We start from the raw sequence: 17,795 nt of genomic DNA on the forward strand, positions 1-17,795 counted from the left end.
ATTTTCCTCCTAAGTATAATAATAATTATTCTTTCATGTTAAATCATCGCCTTAGTCTGTTCTAAAGCTTTTGTTTAGATATAACCATTTATTTTGTATATCTTTTTACTATTCTATCATTTAATTTCGTTTATTTCGATGTATTTTGATATATTCCGGTATTTTTTTATGTTTTGTTTAAATAAACACAGCCCTTAATAACTTTTACTATATTAAATATTCATATATTGTTATTATATAGGTATCTCTACCATATACTTGTCAAAAACGAACAAAATCATATGGCGTAATATTAAAGTTTAAGTTTAAGTCTAAAATATTATAGTAAAGGAATCGGTGGAAAATATGAAATCACAATCATTTAAATTTAGGGTAATAATGTTTGCTATTCTTTCTGCTATAGTGATAGGTATAATGGTTAATGCTACAATGAAAAATAACAGTGTGATTGTATCGAGCAATAAAAACGAAGAAATAAAAAAGCAACAATTAAAAGAAAAAGAAAAAGAAAAAGAAAAACAGCAACAGATAAATCAAAAACAAGAAAACTTAGAAAAGGTATGGAAGAAAGGGTATGATGAATTTTTTGATAAAAAATATAAGCAAGCTATTGAAACGGAAAGACAAGTCATAAAAGAAGATCCTACTTTTTATAAAGCATATGCTGTAGAAGGAATTGCCTTAGCTTATAGTGGAAATTTTGAAAAAGGTATGCAGCAAATCAATCAATCATTAAAACTTAACCCTAATTACGGATATGCAAGATTTAATAAAGCACTAGCCAATGAATTATACGAACATTATGATGAAGCTATAACATGGTATAAAAAAGATCTAGAAGTCGAAAAGTTTGAATGGAGCTATTATGGTATAGCTAGTATCTATGGAAGAAAAGGTGATGTTAATAATACCGTAAAATACTTAAAACTAGCTATTGATATTAATCCAAGTGTAAAAAATAATGCAAAGAATGAGGAAGATTTTGATAATGTACGTAACCATATGGAGTTTAAGGAATTAATAGAATAACTTTTCTTTGCCATAATACTAATAATAACCACCGATTAAGATGCTGCTTGCATCTTAACCGATGGTTATTATTACTATTTTACAGTTGACTTTGTAATATCTAAAACATTGAGAACTTCAAAATAAATGCTGCAAATACTATTGATACCATTGAAAGTAATTTAATCAATATGTTTATGGATGGACCTGAGGTATCCTTAAATGGATCTCCTACAGTGTCACCAACAACGGCAGCTTTATGACAATCCGATCCTTTTCCACCTAGGTTTCCGGCTTCAATATGCTTTTTAGCATTATCCCAAGCTCCACCTGAATTTGCCATCATAATAGCAAGTACAAAACCTGTTACAGTTGCTCCTGCTAATAATCCTACTACGCCATTTACACCTAAAAGTAAACCAACTACTATTGGAATAGTAATAGCGAGTAGTGCTGGCATAATCATTTCCCTTTGAGCTGATTTTGTACAGATATCAACACACCTTGCATAATCAGCTTCTGATTTACCTTCCATAAGACCCACTATCTCTTTAAATTGTCTTCTAACTTCTACCACTATAAGTTGTGCTGCCGTGCCGACTGCATCCATGGTGAGTGCTGCAAATATGAAAGGCACCATTCCACCTATAAATAACCCTATAAGAACCTGGGGATTTAATACTGACAAATTAAAAACAAAATCCAAATTTTCTTTTTTTATAATAATTTCTACTTGATCTCTATATGCTGCGATAAGCGCAAGAGCTGTTAGTGCTGCAGAACCTATAGCAAAACCTTTGCCTGTAGCTGCAGTAGTATTGCCTAAAGAATCAAGAGCATCTGTTCTTTCTCGTACTATAGGATCTTGATGAGTCATTTCTGCAATACCACCAGCGTTATCTGCCACAGGACCATACGCATCCGTAGCAAGTGTTATACCTAGTGTGCTAAGCATACCTACTGCGGCTATTCCTACGCCATATAACCCCATATTATAATCTACTGCTCCTCCAGCAAAATAAAAACTAGTTGCTATAGCCACAGCTACTATTACAACTGGAAGAAAAGTAGACATCATTCCAAGTGAAAGACCACCTATTATAACTGTTGCTGCACCGGTTTTTGTTGTTTGTGCTAGTTTTTGGGTAGGCTTGTATGTGTCTGAAGTAAAGTACTCTGTACAAAACCCAATTAAATTACCTGCTATAAGACCACTTAATATTGCAAAGTAAACTCCAATATGATCCCATCCAAGTACATTCCAGACTAGGAAGAATGTAGCTATCCCAATTATTGCAGAACTAACGTAAACACCTCGTCTAAGAGCTGATAAAAGACTTTTTTGCTCAGCTTTCTCCCCTGATTTAACAAAGAAGGTTCCAATAATAGATGCAACTATACCTATAGCTGCTATGATCATAGGAATTGTAACACCTGAAACTCCAAGTCCAGCTGCTACGGCAAGAGCAGCAGTAGCTACTATTGACCCAACATAGGATTCATATAAATCTGCACCCATACCAGCTACATCTCCAACATTGTCTCCAACGTTATCCGCTATAACTGCAGGGTTTCTTGGATCATCCTCAGGAATTCCTGCTTCAAGCTTACCAACAAGGTCTGCACCTACATCTGCTGCTTTAGTAAATATACCGCCACCAACACGTGCAAATAATGCCATTGCACTAGCTCCCATTCCACATGTAATCAGTGCACTTGTTATATTTTGAATTCTTATACCCGCTTCTAAATCTCTATAGAAAAAATCCAATAAGTAATAAAATATACTAACATGAAGAAGTCCAAGACCTACAACGGTAAGTCCCATTACTGCACCGCTTGAAAAAGCAACGTTTAAAGCACTATTAAGACTTTTCCCAGCTGCATGTGTAGTTCTAACATTTGCACGGGTAGCAATTTTCATTCCTATAAAGCCTGAGAGACCTGAGAAGAACCCCCCACTTATAAATGCAAAAGGTGCAAATGGGGTAATAAACCCAAATGATGCAAGTATTCCTAGTATTACAAACATAGCTGCAAAGAAAATAATCACTCCTGTATACTGTCTTTTTAAATATGCATCTGCACCATTTCTAATAGCAGTCGCAATTTTTTTCATCTGCTCGGTTCCTTCATCTTTTTTTAGTACTTTAGCTGCAAGATAACCGGCAAAAGCAAGGGCTAATATGGAACAAGCTGGGGCTAAAATCAATAAATTCATAATAATTCCCTCCCAAGTATTTTAGTAATAGTGTTTCATTATCTTTACAATATTGTCTTATTATACCACAAATTAAGCTTAGTTGAAAGCTTTAAGCTATCATCAATTTTTTCTACTACTTTCCACCAACATTAAATGCTCTAGCAGCTTACTTCTCATAAATCGATTTTTGAAAATCATTCGTACACCTAATTATCATTATAAATAAAAACCCTCAAATCCTTATTTAACAAGTTTTTGAGGGTTGCGAACCTTGAGTATTAATTCCACTTATATAGTTCACTTATTTTAACAAATATACTCTTGCTTCATAAGGTTTAAGGTTAATTTCATCTATGGACTCAGTCTCTACAATATAATTTGAAATTAGAAGATCCTTATGCTCATATTTTATATTGTTGGAAAGAGCAAATTTAGCAATGTTCTCACAGAAATTACATATTACTAAAAGAGTCTCATTTTTTAATTCTCTTTTATATGCATAGATATCTTTGTGGTCCCCCAAAATTAAAGTATATTTTCCATATACTATTATTTCATTATTCTTTCTAAGTCTTATAAGTTTTTTATAATAATTAAAAATAGAGTTTTCATCTTCTAATTGCGATTGCGCATTAACATATTTATAATTTGGATTTACCTTGATCCAAGGAGTTCCATCAGTAAAACCTGCATTTTTTTTATTATTCCACTGAAATGGCGTTCTTGCGTTATCTCTGCCCCTTTTATAAATAGAATTCATAATCTCATCATGACTTTTCTTACCACTTTCAGTAAAATCTCTATATGCATTTAGTGTTTCAATATCTTTGTAATCATTGATGTTATCAAATTTGACATTTGTCATACCTATTTCCTCACCTTGATAAATGTAGGGAGTACCTTGCATCATATGAAGAAAGGTTGCTAACATTTTTGCAGATTCAATTCTATATTTATTGTCATTTCCAAAACGTGAAACCATTCTTGGTTGATCATGGTTATTTAAATAAAGACTATTCCATCCTTTAGCTTCAAGTTCATTTTGCCATTTTGACATAATAGTTTTAAATTCACTCAGCTCAAATTTTGTTTTGCCCCATTTCCCTTCTGGCCCATCTCCTACACTCATATGTTCAAATTGAAACACCATATTTAATTCATTTCTATCTTCATCTACGTATTCGATAGCTTGCGCAGGTGTTACATCTGGCGTTTCGCCAACAGTTATAACATCATACTTGCTTAATACTTCTTTATTCATTTCTTGTAAATAATCATGAACCTTTGGATGATTTTTGCTGAAATTACCTGGATCTGCATAGTTATTATCTCCATTAAGAATACCGTCAGGATAGCTTTGATCTTTTCCAATCATATTAATAACATCCATACGGAAACCATCAATTCCTTTTTCTAGCCACCATTCCATCATACTAAAGATTTCTTTTCTTAAATTTTCGTTCTCCCAATTTAAATCTGGTTGTTTTTTCGAGAATAAGTGTAAATAATACATTTGTGATTGAGGGTCTAATTCCCAAGCAGAACCACTAAAGCACGATCCCCAATTATTGGGAGGCAAGCTATCTTTTGCATCCCTCCAAATGTAATAATCTCTATATTTATTTGTTTTAGATTTCTTACTCTCAATAAACCATTTATGCTCATCAGAACTATGATTTACGACAAGATCCATCATTATCTTAATCTTTCTATCATGAGCTCGTGATAGCAATAAATCAAAATCCTCTATGGTTCCAAATTCTTTCATTATCCCCTGGTAATTACTTATATCATATCCATTATCATCATTAGGTGATTCATAAACAGGCGACAACCATATTACATCAATTCCTAGTTCCTCAAGATAATCAAGTTTTTCTATTATTCCTCTTAAGTCTCCGATTCCGTCGCCATTACTATCTTTAAAACTTCTTGGGTAAATCTGGTAAACTACACTTTCTTTCCACCAATATTTATTCATAAACTCTCCTTCTTTCTATTGTTTTATAACTTCCTTAACATTTGGTAACAATACCTCTATAATATGGCTAGTTTTTGTCTTTAAGTTCCTACCAATTGCAGTTAGTCTATATTAAATTTCCTCTACCACATTTTACCATATAAACGTAAATTAGTATATATTTTTTACTTGCTATAAAAAATATTTCATGAAAATTAAATTTATTTAGATAAAACAATCTTTGATATAGTAGCAACTATTAATAAAAAAGCTCTTGATTTTAATCAAGAGCTTTTACTGAATTTCTTTCTGCTACGCTAAGTACTTCGTTCATACTTCCAGTTCTATAGCCTAACAAATCAAGGGTTACATATTTAAAACCAATACTTTTCAATTTGTTTCCAACTTTATTCATCATTTCAATATTGAAAAATTTATTTCTTTCTTCAACATTAACCTCTACCCTTGCTATATCTCCGTGGTGCCTTACCCTTATCTGTCTGAACCCTAAATCCAATAAAAACTGTTCGGCTTTTTCAACCATACTTAGTTTTTTCACCGTTATCTCATTGCCATATGGAAATCTTGAGGATAGACATGCAAATGCTGGCTTGTCCCAAGTAGGTACACCCAATCTCTTTGACAGTGCTCTTATATCATTTTTCGTAAAGCCAGCATCCTTTAATGGGCTAATAACTTTTAATTCCTTAGCTGCCTTCATTCCCGGTCTGTAATCGGAAGAGTCATCAACATTCGAACCATCTAAAACTGCATTAATGTTATTATCATCAGCAACTTTTCTAATCTTTGAGAAAAGTTCTTTTTTACAAAAATAGCACCTATTAACAGGATTTTTAGCAAATCCTTCAATTTCTAATTCTTCCGAAATTATGACTATATGCTTTGCCCCGATACCTTCAATATATTTAACAGCTTCCTTAAATTCTCTTTCCGGGTATGTTGATGACTTTGCCGTTATTGCTATAACCCTATTCCCCAAAACATCAGCTGCTACCTTTAAAAGAAACGTGCTATCAACACCCCCAGAATACGCTACCGCTACACTTTCTAAATCTTGAAGAATCTCCTTTAACTTTTGAAATTTCAAATCTAATTCCATATTTCGTCCTCCTGTTCTTATAATGCTATTACTATTTACACTAAAAATATATCACTATATTTAATTTACCATAATATCTAAGCAATAGCATCTTTTTCTTTTGGAGTTTCAAGTTTATGTCCTGAGATTTTATTTATTATAACAGCAATTGCTCCATCTCCAGTTATGTTGCAAGCAGTACCAAAACTATCTTGGGCTACATATAGAGCTATCATAAGCGATGTCAATGTTTCATTGAATCCGAGCATACTTTGAAGAAGTCCAAGTGATGCCATAACCGCTCCGCCAGGAACTCCGGGAGCCGCTACCATTGTAACTCCTAATGCTAAAATAAATCCAAAGAAAGTTCCAAAACCATAATTCATACCATTTAACATCATTATTGCAAGAGAACAACTTACCAAAGTTATTGTGCTACCTGAAAGATGTATAGTTGCACAAAGTGGTATTACAAAATCAGCTACTCCATCACTTACCCCATTTTTTTTAGTTTGAGCAAGAGTAACAGGAATAGTTGCTGCAGATGATTGAGTTCCTATAGCTGTTAAATATGCAGGAATCATTTTCTTAATTAATCTGAATGGATTAGCACCTGATATGCTTCCAGCAACTACATATTGAAGAACAATTACTATAATGTGAAGTAAAATAACTAAAATGAATACTTTTGAGAATACCTTTAATATAGATTCAACTTGACCAGCATAAGTCATATTTGCGAAAGTACCCATAATGTATATAGGTAGTAGTGGAATTATTATTCCAGAAATCAGTTTACTTATAATTTCTTGGAATTCCTTCATAACACTCTTTATGGCAGTAGATTTTATTGCAGCAATTCCTATACCTATTGTAAATGCAAGAACTAAAGCAGTCATTACATCCATTAAAGGTAGTATTTTAAATTCAATAAAGGCTTTAGCAAGCCCACTCTCACTACTACCAAAATTTGCGCCTAGTGCTCCAGGTTTTAAAAACATTGGAAGAATAGTAATATTTGCAAAGTATGCTATTGATCCGGCAATTATAGTAGATGCATACGCTATTCCTGCAGTTAAAGCTAGAATTTTACCAGCCCCACTACCAAGATCACCTATACCAGGTACTATAAATCCTATAATTATAAGCGGTATAGCAAAACCTAAAAATTGACCGAATAGTCCATTGAATGTTGCAAAAATCCTAATCCCTGTTCCTGGAAGTATTTTTCCTAAAATGATACCTAATATGATAGCGATAATAAGTCTAGGAAGTAATCCTATTTTTTTCTTTTTTACTGTTTTTTTCATTTATATTCCTCCTTATAAATAAACGCCTTAATTTGACGTTTAAATTTTAATTTTAATAATTACTTTCATAAATAATGCATTTTTGTTATAGCTTCATTATAGTTCTTCTAAGGTTATCACACAACCATTATTTTACTTTTCTTCCTGTTTTTTAAGTTTATATTCATAAGAAAGATAAAGTTCTTCTAGTTTAGTATCCAAATATTTAGGAGCTATTTTAACTTGTGTTATATTCCCAAGCTTATTTAAATCCTCAAAGAATTTTTTGATTCTATTTTCTATCATTTCTATATTACTAAATTTAACCTTTTCAATTATAGAATCACACTCATCATTAAAAATCCTAAGGACTAATTTAATCATATCCTCTGTCATATCTCCAACTAGTTGATTGCCTTCTTTTATACTTCCATTAACAATCCACTGCTTAAATTCTATAGCTTCCTTTGATTTGATCATCTCAATTTGCTTCTCTCTTATATCCTGAAGCATTGTAGAACATTTTTCTGAATTCATTAAATTATATTCAGATTTATAAACTCCAAAACTTTGCATTAAAATATCATCATCTAAATTTATTATTTGAGACTTTAAGCTATCCACACATGTTTTTATATCGTTATATTCTGCATTAAGTTCCTCAATGAATTTTGTTTTAGTTTCAATTAAAACTTCATATTCATTTTATTTCTGTTCAATTTCATTAGCTTTTAGTTTGAACATATCCTCATATTCTTTGCTTTTCATTTCAATAAAGTCATCATACTCTGTTGATTTATCTTCAAGTTCTTTATCTTTTAACTGGATTAAATTATCATACTCTTTACTTTTGTTTTCAATTAATCCATCGTATTCTGTTGATTTGTCTTCAAGTTCTTTACCTTTTAGCTGAATTAGATCATCATATTCTTTACTCTTGTTTTCAATTATGCAATCGTATTCTGCTGATTTATCTTCAAGCTCTTTACATTTCAGCTTAATTAAATCATCATATTCATTCGATTTTTGTTCAAACTCTCTAGACTGATACACAGCTTGATCATTATATTCTGTTTTAAGTTCTAGTATGTCTTTTGCTTTTGTTTTAATTATATTATCATATCCTTCGAGCTCTGCTTCAAGTTCTTTAGTTTTAGATAAAATTTGACTCATTCCCATTTGAGTTGGAGTTAATTTTATATATTTCAAATTTTTATTTTCCTCGATTAGTTTTTCAACCTCAGATTTATATTGCTTCGCATTTAAAGCATCTTTAATAGACGTAAGTATTGCCATTGAAAACCCTCCTATTTCTTTATTAATTTACATTATACCACAAAAAATTCACTCGTAAATATAGTAATAAGTCAAATTTTAGCTCAATAATTACCAAACTATTAATATTTTCCTAATTTTATCCTTATGTATACTGTAGCTCACTACCCTAAATATAAAAAATACACCTATATCTAGGTGCATCATCTTGTTATATAATCTCTTACTTGTCTATACACAACCATAGATAAAATTATTATCCTTTGACAGCACCGTCAGTAAGACCCCCTACCAGATATTTTTGGATAACACCAAACATAATGAATATAGGTATTAAAGCAATAACAGAACCTGCTGTCATCATTCCCCAGTCTATATCATATTTCCCGATAAAAGCATTAATCCCTGTTGGCAGAGTTTTAAGGCCTTCACGGCTTATAAACAGAGTGTTGAAGAATAATTCATTCCATGCTCCCATAAAAGCAAAAACAAAAGTTGCAATAATACCTGGTTTCATTACAGGAAGTATTATTTTTATCAATGCTTGTATTCTTGAACATCCATCAATCATTGCAGCTTCTTCCAAAGTATAAGGTATTTTTTCGAAAAATCCCCTTATCATCATAGTGCAAAAAGGGATGTTCAAAACTATATAAATTATTATTAGTCCCAGCAAATTATTTATAAGGCCTAATTTTGAAAAAAGCATAAATATAGGCACTATAATCGCTGCCACAGGAACCATCTGAGTTGCAAGGAATAGAAAGAGGGTAAGTTTTTTACCTGCAAATTTAAACCTTGCCAGAGAATATCCTGCAAATAGTGATATAATCAAAGTCCCTATTGATGCAGTAGTACCTACAATCACACTATTTTTAAAGTATACTGGAAAGTTTGTAGTTTTTAATATACTTTCATAATTTTTTAAAGTAAAGTGTTTTGGAAAGTATGTTATAGGTATAGTCACTATCTCCTTAACTGACTTTACTGATGTAATAAATATCCAGATGATAGGGGAAGTCATAAAAATAAAGAATGCTACCATTAAAAAGTATGTCAATGCTCTGCTTAATTTATTTTCCTTGTTCATTAAAAATCACCCGCTTTATCAAATTTCGTAATTGCTAGATAAAGTACAGTATATATGAGTAGTATTACTAAAAATATGACACTTATAGCTGACGCCTGACCAAAATCAAGGGCTTTATATGCTTTAAAAATAATATAAGAAGCCAAATTATTTGATGAATTCAAAGGCCCACCATTTGTCATTATATATATAATATCTGCAAAACTAAATATCCATATGACTCTAAGCAGCAAAGTTGTAATGATAGTGGGTTTTATGTATGGCAAAGTTATTTTGAAAAATTTTGCTACTTTTCCTGCACCATCTATTTCTGCAGATTCGTATAAAGTAAACGGTATTGACTGAAGTGCAGCCAAAATCATTATGGTGAAAAATGGTATACCATACCAAATATTTGCCACTATTGTGCTTGGAAGTGCAGTATTTAATTGTGCCAAGAATGAAATAGGCTCTTTTGTTAAATGCAATTTAATAAAAATATCATTTATAACTCCATATTGTCCATTAAGTAGCCATTTCCATATAAGTCCTATTAAAAAGCCAGGTACTGCCCAAGGCGCAAGAACTAAGGCCTGATATAAGCCCCTAAATTTAAATTTTCTATTTAGTAGCAGAGCCAAAATTAGCCCAAATGTAAACTGGAAACTTATCGAACCTGCAACCCACCAGAATGAATTTTTTAAAATCTTCCAAAAATCTTTTTCTGCAAGTATTTCTTTGTAATTTTCAAAGCCATTAAAGTAAATATTGGGATCATTTAGCCTATAATGATAGAAGGAGGTTGCTATCCCCTTTGCAATTGGATATCCAATAAAAACAAACATTAATACTAATCCCGGCATTATATATAAATAAGGCTCAATATTCTTTTTCTTAACACTGTTTATAACCCGTTTTTTTTGTGCTAATGATTTTTTACTGTCCAAACTACTACCTCCTATCAAGAGAAATGGATATTTTCTCCATTTCTCTTTATTTAATACTACTTTTTTTATTGTATTTCGCATTTGCATTTTCTAAATACGTAGATATATTATTCATAGTTTTTTCTGCAGTTTGCTTTTTCAAGAGATATGACTGAAGTTCCTGCCCAGCAATCTTTCCTGTAAATTCTCCCCATTCTGGCAAATATTCAGGAGCGCTGAACAATACTGTATTGGAATCTTCTAAAGTATTTGTATATGCAGAAATATAACCTTTTTTAAACTCAGCGCTATCATTAGGTACTTTTGTTGCAGGAATTACAGAGTTTTTAACACCCCATTTAAGGTTAACTTCAGGGCTCATCATATAAGAAATGAATTTCCAAGAAGCTTCTTTCTTATATGAAGCAGATGGCATTGAGAACCCAATGTATCCTCCTTGTAAATATCTCTTGCCATCAGGACCTACAGGACATAATCCTGTTTCAAATGTTCCTTTGTCCATTTTTGTTTCACATGATTTTATTACTTCAGAGTCCTGTATGATTAGGGCTGTATTACTTGATGTGAATGCATCAACTGTTTCCGCATATCCCCAGTTAAGAGCATCCTTTGGAGCAGCCTTTAGATACATATCAGTGAATTTCTTAAATGTTTCAACGGATTCAGGTTTTCTAAACACACATTTACCATTTTCATCAAAGTAATTTGTAAATCCTCCATTAGTCATAATGAAGTTCGACATAAGGGTCCAGCTTCCCGCTCCTCCTCTGAATGAATATCCATACCTGTTTTTTGATTTATCCGTGATTTTTTCTGCAGTATTAAAGAAATCCTCTGTTGTTTTTGGAACATCAACACCTGCTGCTTTAAACCAATCGTTCCTATAATACATTGCCTGGAAATATAAACTATGAGGAACGACATACAATGTGTCTTTGTATGCTTTACCAAGCTTAAGGCTTTTCTCTGTCAATGTATCCTTTTTGTCCCATTTATTATAATATGGCCCTAAATCTTCAAGCTTTCCGGTTGCACCGATTTCAGAAGCCCAATTTGCAGCCATTTCCATTACATCTGGCAGTTGATTTGCAGCTGACATTGTAATGATTTTATCATGGGCTTGTTCCCATGGCTCAGAGATTAGTTCCACTTTTACATCTTTATTCTTTAATTCAAAATCAGATATAAGCTCTTTTACAAATTTAGTCCTCTCAGGACTGGTTAGAGTCTCCATAAACTGAATAGTTGTTACTTTTGGCTCAGTAGATTTACTGCATCCGATAAAAGACATGGAAGCAATCATAACAAACGCTAAGGTTATTGATAACTTTTTCATTATTCTTCATCCTCTCTTTTCATAAATTTTGATTTCTCCCTCATCATATAAACTTCATGTCTTATAATTTATATTCGAACGCAATAACCAATATAATCTTTTTATATAAATATTTTCTTAAAAATTCATAAATTAGTTTCAAACGTGCATTAAACCTTAATTAACAAAAAAATAAGAGTAAAAAACACTAAAGCTTAAAAACTTTAGTGTTTTTTTTACTCTTATTTGAGTTTTATTTGCTAATTTTCTAAGCTATTTTAAATTTATTAAAAGTTCTCCAGCCTTTACCTGTTGTCCTTCAATAACATTAATTGACTCAACCACTCCTGTTACACTGGCACTTACCCTTGTCTCCATTTTCATAGCCTCCACTGTCATCAATGGTTGATTTTCAGTTATTGTATCTCCTTCTGCTACAAGAATGGCTAAAATAGTTCCTGGTATAGGTGCTCCGATTTCTAAAGGATTTGATGAATCTGCCATTTCTGGTCCTTGGAAATCTTGCAACGCTTTATTGTTTCTATCTTTTATTTTTATTTCGCGTCTATTTCCATCCACCTCGAAAACAAGAACTTTGTTACCCTCTAAATCCAATCTACCAATGTGAAGCAACTTTATCATATAGGTTTTTCCTTCAGCAATTTCGACTTCGCAGGTTTCACCCTCATTGAGCCCGTGGAAATACACATCGCTTCCGATTCTACTTAAATCTCCAAACTCCTTAACATATTTTATATAGCCATCAAATACCTCAGGGTATAATGAATAGCTTAGTACGTCTTTTTTATTTGGAGCAATATTAAATTTCTCTATTAGGTGTTTCTCTATCTTGCTAAAATCCTCATCAGGGAGTAATTCACCCGGTCTACATGTAATTGGCTTCTCACCCTTTAAAACTAATATCTGAAGTTTTTCTGGAAATCCTCCCATTGGTTGACCCATCATGCCTTTAAAGTATGCTACAACGGAATCTGGGAAAGACATATTAGTAGCTTTTTCGTATATATTTTCTGGTGTAAGGTCATTTTGAAGCATAAATATTGCAAAGTCTCCAACCATCTTAGAGGATGGAGTTACCTTTACAATATCCCCTACCATTTCATTTACTTCTTTATACAGTTCTTTAATTTCATTAAATTTATGTGAAAGTCCGAAACTTTCTACTTGTGGTTTGAGATTAGAGTATTGGCCTCCTGGAATTTCATATCGATAAATTTCAGCGGAACCAGAATTCAAATCTGATTTAAATTGGTCATAAACTGGTCTTACTGCATCCCAATAATCTGAAATTTCCTGAATTCCTTTGGGTTCTATCCCAGTATCCCTGTCAGTATTCTTAAGTGCTGCAACAACTGAATTTAAAGCTGGTTGACTTGTAAGCCCTGACATACTGTTAAAAGCAGTGTCTACAATGTCAACGCCTGCTTGAGCCGCCATCAAAACTGTAGCAACTCCATTTCCTGTAGTATCATGGGTATGAAGATGAATAGGCATTCCTACTTCTTGCTTTAGTGCATTTATTAACTTAAACGCAGCATGAGGTTTAAGCAGTGCTGACATATCTTTTATTCCTAAAATATGAGCTCCTGTTTTCTCAATTTCCTTTGCTAGCTTAATATAATAATCCAAATTATATTTATCTTTTTTATCATTTAAGATGTCTCCTGTGTAACAAATACAAGCTTCTGCAACTTTACCACTTTTAATAACTTCATCTATTGAAACTTCCATTCCTTTTAGCCAGTTTAGAGAATCAAAAATTCTGAAAACATCAATGCCTGTATCTGCAGATTCTTTAATAAATTCACGGATTACATTATCAGGATAATTTTTATAGCCTACTGCATTTGCTCCACGTAGTAGCATCTGGAAAAGCACATTAGGAATTTTCGATCGTAGCTGTGTTAATCTTTCCCAGGGCGATTCGTTTAAAAAGCGGTATGCTACATCAAAAGTAGCTCCTCCCCACATCTCAAGGGAAAACAAATCTCCTCCATAAACAGAGGTAGCACTTGCTATTTTTAACATATCCTTCGTTCGCATTCTAGTTGCCATTAAAGATTGATGAGCATCTCTCATTGTGGTGTCTGTTAACAGTAATTTATTTTGATTTTTAATCCAGTTTAAAAGACCTTCCGTACCCTGCATATCTAAAATCTGTTTTGTCCCACTAATTTTATTTGGCATTATAATTTTAGGAACTACCGGCACATCATAAAGCTTTTTAATTCCACTTACTTCATTTACCATTTTGTCTCCAATGAATTTTAACACTCTGCCTTCCTCATCTTCCTTAGGTGCAATGGAAATTAATTCTGGACTTTCTTCAATAAAACTTGTATTACATTCGCCCTTCAAAAAAGTAGGATGATTTAATACATTAATTAGAAAACCTATATTAGTCTTTACTCCTGTAATTCTAGTTTCCTCAACAGCTCTTATAGATTTTCTTATAGCATCTTGAAAAGTTCTAGACCATGATATATTTTTTACCAAAAGGCTATCATAGTAAGGGCTAATTACCGCCCCTGCAAAACCATTACCGCCATCAAGCCTTATTCCAAAGCCAGAACCTGTTCTATATTCTTCTATTTTTCCAGTATCCGGTGCAAAATTATTAGAAGGATCCTCTGTTGTTATCCTGCACTGAATAGAATATCCTCGAAGCACAACATCTTCTTGAGACGAAATTCCTATTTTAGAGGAATTTAAAGCATAATCTTCTGCTATAAGTATTTGGCTTTGAACTATATCAATACCTGTTACCATTTCTGTAACGGTGTGTTCAACTTGAATTCTAGGGTTCATTTCTATAAAATAATGATTCCCATAAGTATCTACTAAGAACTCCAAAGTTCCAGCACTTCTATAATTTACTGATTTAGCTATTTTTAATGCATCATTGCAGATTTCATTTCTTTTTTCTTCTGATATTGAAAAAGCAGGACTGTACTCTACAACCTTTTGATGTCTTCTTTGAATAGAGCAATCTCTTTCAAATAAATGAACAATATTACCAAACTTGTCTCCAAGAACCTGTACTTCTATATGTTTAGACTTTTCAAAATATTTTTCTATAAATAAATGGTCGATACCGAACGCTTTCTTTGCTTCACTTTTAGCACTTCTATAAGCAGAGGCTAATTCGCCTTCATTTCTTACAATTCTCATGCCTCGTCCGCCGCCGCCAGCAACTGCCTTTAACATAATAGGATATCCACATTCCCCTGCGAGTTTCTTTGCAATGTCTACTGTTTCAATTTCTTTTTCATAACCAGGTATCGTAGGAACTCCTAATGATTTTGCCACAATTTTGCATTTAATCTTATCTCCAAGTTTATCCATCATTTCAGCTGTAGGCCCGATAAATTCAATACCTGCTTTTGCACATTTTTTCGCGAATTCAGGGTTCTCTGATAAGAATCCATACCCTGGATGAATTGCATCTACACCTTTTTTAAGCGCAATACTGATTATCTCCTCAATATTTAGATATGCCTCAACAGGACTTCTGCTTTTTCCAATTAAATAAGCTTCGTCTGCCTTAGTTTTAAAAAGTGAATACTTATCTTCATTGGAATAAATCGCCACCGTACGAATCCCAAGTTCATTACAAGCTCTAAAAATTCTTATAGCAATTTCGCCTCTGTTTGCTACTAGTACTCGTTTAAATTTTTTCACATTTGTTACCCCCTGTTTTAGCCTTTAATCTACTTCATTATTCATAAGAATACAGGATTTTTAAAAAAAATGCAATAAATAAAAATGTCATTGATTTATTTTTATTCCAAATTCTAGTTATATCTTTTTATATTTTTAGGTTTCTGTACCTATTATATACTGCCATTATTTCTTGCTTTCGCGGCATGGCTAAATCTCCACTTCCACCTTTTAATTTATCCATGGATATTAACCCATTTTTCTTTATTTTACAAATTATATCATCAACCATACTTTCAAATCTTAAGCCCTTATTCATAATATTTACCTCTGCCCATCTCATAATTGTGCCTATAGCATTTACTTGTTCACTATCAACTATTTGCTCTACAGCTCTTAAATCTATGTCATCTCTGTTTATACACAATATATTGAGCCCCATTGTTTTGATTTTAACTCCCCTTTCTCCTTGTGAAATAGTTCCGGCTTTAACTACTCTGTTAAATGAGATATCTATTTTTAAATTTCTTTCGTTAATTCTTTTTGTAATATGACCACTACTTAGTTTTTTAGCCTTTTTTGTGACGTCCTTGGCCTCATAATTATCAAGCTGCACTACAGAATCCGCTACATCAAAAAAATCTCCAGAGCTTCCTACTACCATTATTGTTGAAATACCTTTCTGGTTATATAAAGATCCCACTATTTCAATAAACGGTGTGATTGGTTCCTTTTCTGTGCAAACTAATTTTTGCATTAAATCATCTCTCATCATGAAATTAGTAGCTGAAGTATCTTCATCTATTAAAAATACCTTAGCGCTGCTTTCTATCCCCTCAATAATACTCGCCGCTTGTGATGTACTCCCACTTGCGTTCTGCGTAGAGAATTCTACAGTGTCTTTCCCGTTAGGTAAGTTACTAATAAATAGTGATATATCCGTTTTAGTGACGCATCTACTATCTTCTGCCCTTACTTTTAAAGCTGATTCATCTGTTATAACAAACTCTCTACCATCACCTTCAATATGATTATAAACTCCAAGCTCTATTGCTTTTAATAATGTTGATTTACCATGATATCCTCCACCTACTATAAGCGTTATACCTTTTTTTATTCCCATTCCGCAAATTTTGCCACGGCTCTTTGTATTAAACTCTACTTCTAATTCCTTTGGTGAGGCAAATACCATGCCAGCTTTTAATGCTTTTGTAGATATTCCACTTTCTCTCGGCAGCATTGATCCATTGGCTACAAATGCAACTAGCCCTCTACTTGCAAGCGACCTTCTTATATGCTCTTGATCTTCTACTAAATTTACTCTGCTTATTAATTTTTCACTATTAATATTTTTATACATTAAAGTCCTCTCTACAATATTTGGTATAACATTATACAAAATTTTCTCAAGCTCTCTTGATAAAACGCTTCTTCCCCTCGCTGGAAATCCAACATAAAACCTTGCTTCTATTTTATCCTCATCTATAATTATTGAAGTTCTATTTAGTATCTCTTGTGGACATTTGCTTATAGCTATTAATCCACTCTTCCCAGATCCAAAAACTTTTACGCAGCACTTATTTATATTAGAATAAAATTCTCTTGTTAAATAATCAGCTACTGCAATATTTTTTATTTTATTATCAAAAGTATCCTTTGGAAATTTAGCAACCCTCTGATTTACTATTACCCTAATTCTTGATGGTGATGCAAAAGGATCACCTTGAACATGATCTATGCAAAGTGCAAAACCCCCAAAATCATACTCTCCCTCTAACTCCTTGTACAACCTATAACTTTTCCCATCAATTCTAGCTAGTTCTTTTTTTAACAACTCCAAACTTTTCATTAAACTCTCCTCTTATTCTTTATAAAATAAATTTCACTTTCTTATAATATAAAAAAGCTACTAAACTATGGATTTTTTGTTTAGTAACTTATAATCTACA

At 32.5% G+C, this 17,795-nt stretch carries 12 protein-coding genes; 1 reads left to right on the forward strand and 11 read right to left on the reverse strand.

What is annotated here, in order from left to right; all coding sequences use genetic code 11:
* Positions 1 to 345: 345 nt before the first annotated feature.
* Positions 346 to 1,029, forward strand: a complete 684-nt coding sequence (locus tag KTC94_RS04010; RefSeq protein WP_216304423.1) for a tetratricopeptide repeat protein — start codon at positions 346 to 348, stop codon at positions 1,027 to 1,029.
* Positions 1,030 to 1,129: 100 nt separating this feature from the next.
* Here the strand turns inward: KTC94_RS04010 and KTC94_RS04015 are convergent, their stop codons facing one another.
* The 11 genes from KTC94_RS04015 to KTC94_RS04065 form a co-directional block, all read right to left on the reverse strand.
* Complete coding sequence (locus KTC94_RS04015; RefSeq protein WP_216304422.1) at positions 1,130 to 3,229, reverse strand: sodium-translocating pyrophosphatase; 2,100 nt, start codon at positions 3,227 to 3,229, stop codon at positions 1,130 to 1,132.
* Between the two features lie 283 nt (positions 3,230 to 3,512).
* Entirely contained in the window at positions 3,513 to 5,192 is a 1,680-nt protein-coding gene (locus KTC94_RS04020) for an alpha-glucosidase (protein ID WP_220320289.1), read from the reverse strand.
* Positions 5,193 to 5,451: 259 nt separating this feature from the next.
* Positions 5,452 to 6,291: an ATP-dependent sacrificial sulfur transferase LarE gene (gene larE, locus KTC94_RS04025; RefSeq protein WP_220320290.1), complete on the reverse strand. Its 840-nt coding sequence runs from the start codon at positions 6,289 to 6,291 to the stop codon at positions 5,452 to 5,454.
* Between the two features lie 77 nt (positions 6,292 to 6,368).
* Positions 6,369 to 7,580 (reverse strand): dicarboxylate/amino acid:cation symporter, encoded by a 1,212-nt coding sequence (locus tag KTC94_RS04030; protein ID WP_216304418.1) that lies wholly within the window; start codon positions 7,578 to 7,580, stop codon positions 6,369 to 6,371.
* 132 nt (positions 7,581 to 7,712) lie between these two features.
* Positions 7,713 to 8,135, reverse strand: a complete 423-nt coding sequence (locus KTC94_RS04035; RefSeq protein WP_220320291.1) for a DUF4041 domain-containing protein — start codon at positions 8,133 to 8,135, stop codon at positions 7,713 to 7,715.
* A gap of 129 nt (positions 8,136 to 8,264) precedes the next feature.
* Complete coding sequence (locus KTC94_RS04040) at positions 8,265 to 8,855, reverse strand: hypothetical protein (protein WP_220320292.1); 591 nt, start codon at positions 8,853 to 8,855, stop codon at positions 8,265 to 8,267.
* A 235-nt stretch (positions 8,856 to 9,090) separates the two neighbouring features.
* The gene (locus KTC94_RS04045) at positions 9,091 to 9,924 is read right to left on the reverse strand and encodes a carbohydrate ABC transporter permease (RefSeq protein ID WP_216303655.1); all 834 of its coding nucleotides are present in this window, start codon (positions 9,922 to 9,924) and stop codon (positions 9,091 to 9,093) included.
* A complete protein-coding gene (locus tag KTC94_RS04050) occupies positions 9,924 to 10,850 on the reverse strand; it encodes a carbohydrate ABC transporter permease (protein ID WP_258876444.1) in 927 nt (308 codons plus the stop codon). Before KTC94_RS04050 ends, KTC94_RS04045 begins: the two co-directional genes overlap by 1 nt.
* 46 nt (positions 10,851 to 10,896) lie before the next feature.
* Positions 10,897 to 12,186, reverse strand: coding sequence for a sugar ABC transporter substrate-binding protein (locus tag KTC94_RS04055; RefSeq protein ID WP_220320293.1), 1,290 nt, complete (start codon positions 12,184 to 12,186; stop codon positions 10,897 to 10,899).
* A gap of 252 nt (positions 12,187 to 12,438) precedes the next feature.
* Positions 12,439 to 15,867: a pyruvate carboxylase gene (locus KTC94_RS04060; protein WP_220320294.1), complete on the reverse strand. Its 3,429-nt coding sequence runs from the start codon at positions 15,865 to 15,867 to the stop codon at positions 12,439 to 12,441.
* Between the two features lie 127 nt (positions 15,868 to 15,994).
* Positions 15,995 to 17,695: an ABC-ATPase domain-containing protein gene (locus tag KTC94_RS04065; protein WP_220320295.1), complete on the reverse strand. Its 1,701-nt coding sequence runs from the start codon at positions 17,693 to 17,695 to the stop codon at positions 15,995 to 15,997.
* Positions 17,696 to 17,795: the final 100 nt, after the last annotated feature.

It is taken from the genome of Clostridium sp. CM028 (assembly GCF_030585565.1).
In the GTDB taxonomy this organism is placed as follows: Bacteria; Bacillota; Clostridia; order Clostridiales; family Clostridiaceae; genus Clostridium_AD; species Clostridium_AD estertheticum_B.

Coding starts and splice junctions, on each gene's coding strand:
- KTC94_RS04010 (WP_216304423.1), top strand. CDS start 346: ATGAAATCACAATCATTTAAATTTAGGGTAATAATGTTTGCTATTCTT.
- KTC94_RS04015 (WP_216304422.1), bottom strand. CDS start 3,229: ATGAATTTATTGATTTTAGCCCCAGCTTGTTCCATATTAGCCCTTGCT.
- KTC94_RS04020 (WP_220320289.1), bottom strand. CDS start 5,192: ATGAATAAATATTGGTGGAAAGAAAGTGTAGTTTACCAGATTTACCCA.
- larE (WP_220320290.1), bottom strand. CDS start 6,291: ATGGAATTAGATTTGAAATTTCAAAAGTTAAAGGAGATTCTTCAAGAT.
- KTC94_RS04030 (WP_216304418.1), bottom strand. CDS start 7,580: ATGAAAAAAACAGTAAAAAAGAAAAAAATAGGATTACTTCCTAGACTT.
- KTC94_RS04035 (WP_220320291.1), bottom strand. CDS start 8,135: ATGCAAAGTTTTGGAGTTTATAAATCTGAATATAATTTAATGAATTCA.
- KTC94_RS04040 (WP_220320292.1), bottom strand. CDS start 8,855: ATGGCAATACTTACGTCTATTAAAGATGCTTTAAATGCGAAGCAATAT.
- KTC94_RS04045 (WP_216303655.1), bottom strand. CDS start 9,924: ATGAACAAGGAAAATAAATTAAGCAGAGCATTGACATACTTTTTAATG.
- KTC94_RS04055 (WP_220320293.1), bottom strand. CDS start 12,186: ATGAAAAAGTTATCAATAACCTTAGCGTTTGTTATGATTGCTTCCATG.
- KTC94_RS04065 (WP_220320295.1), bottom strand. CDS start 17,695: ATGAAAAGTTTGGAGTTGTTAAAAAAAGAACTAGCTAGAATTGATGGG.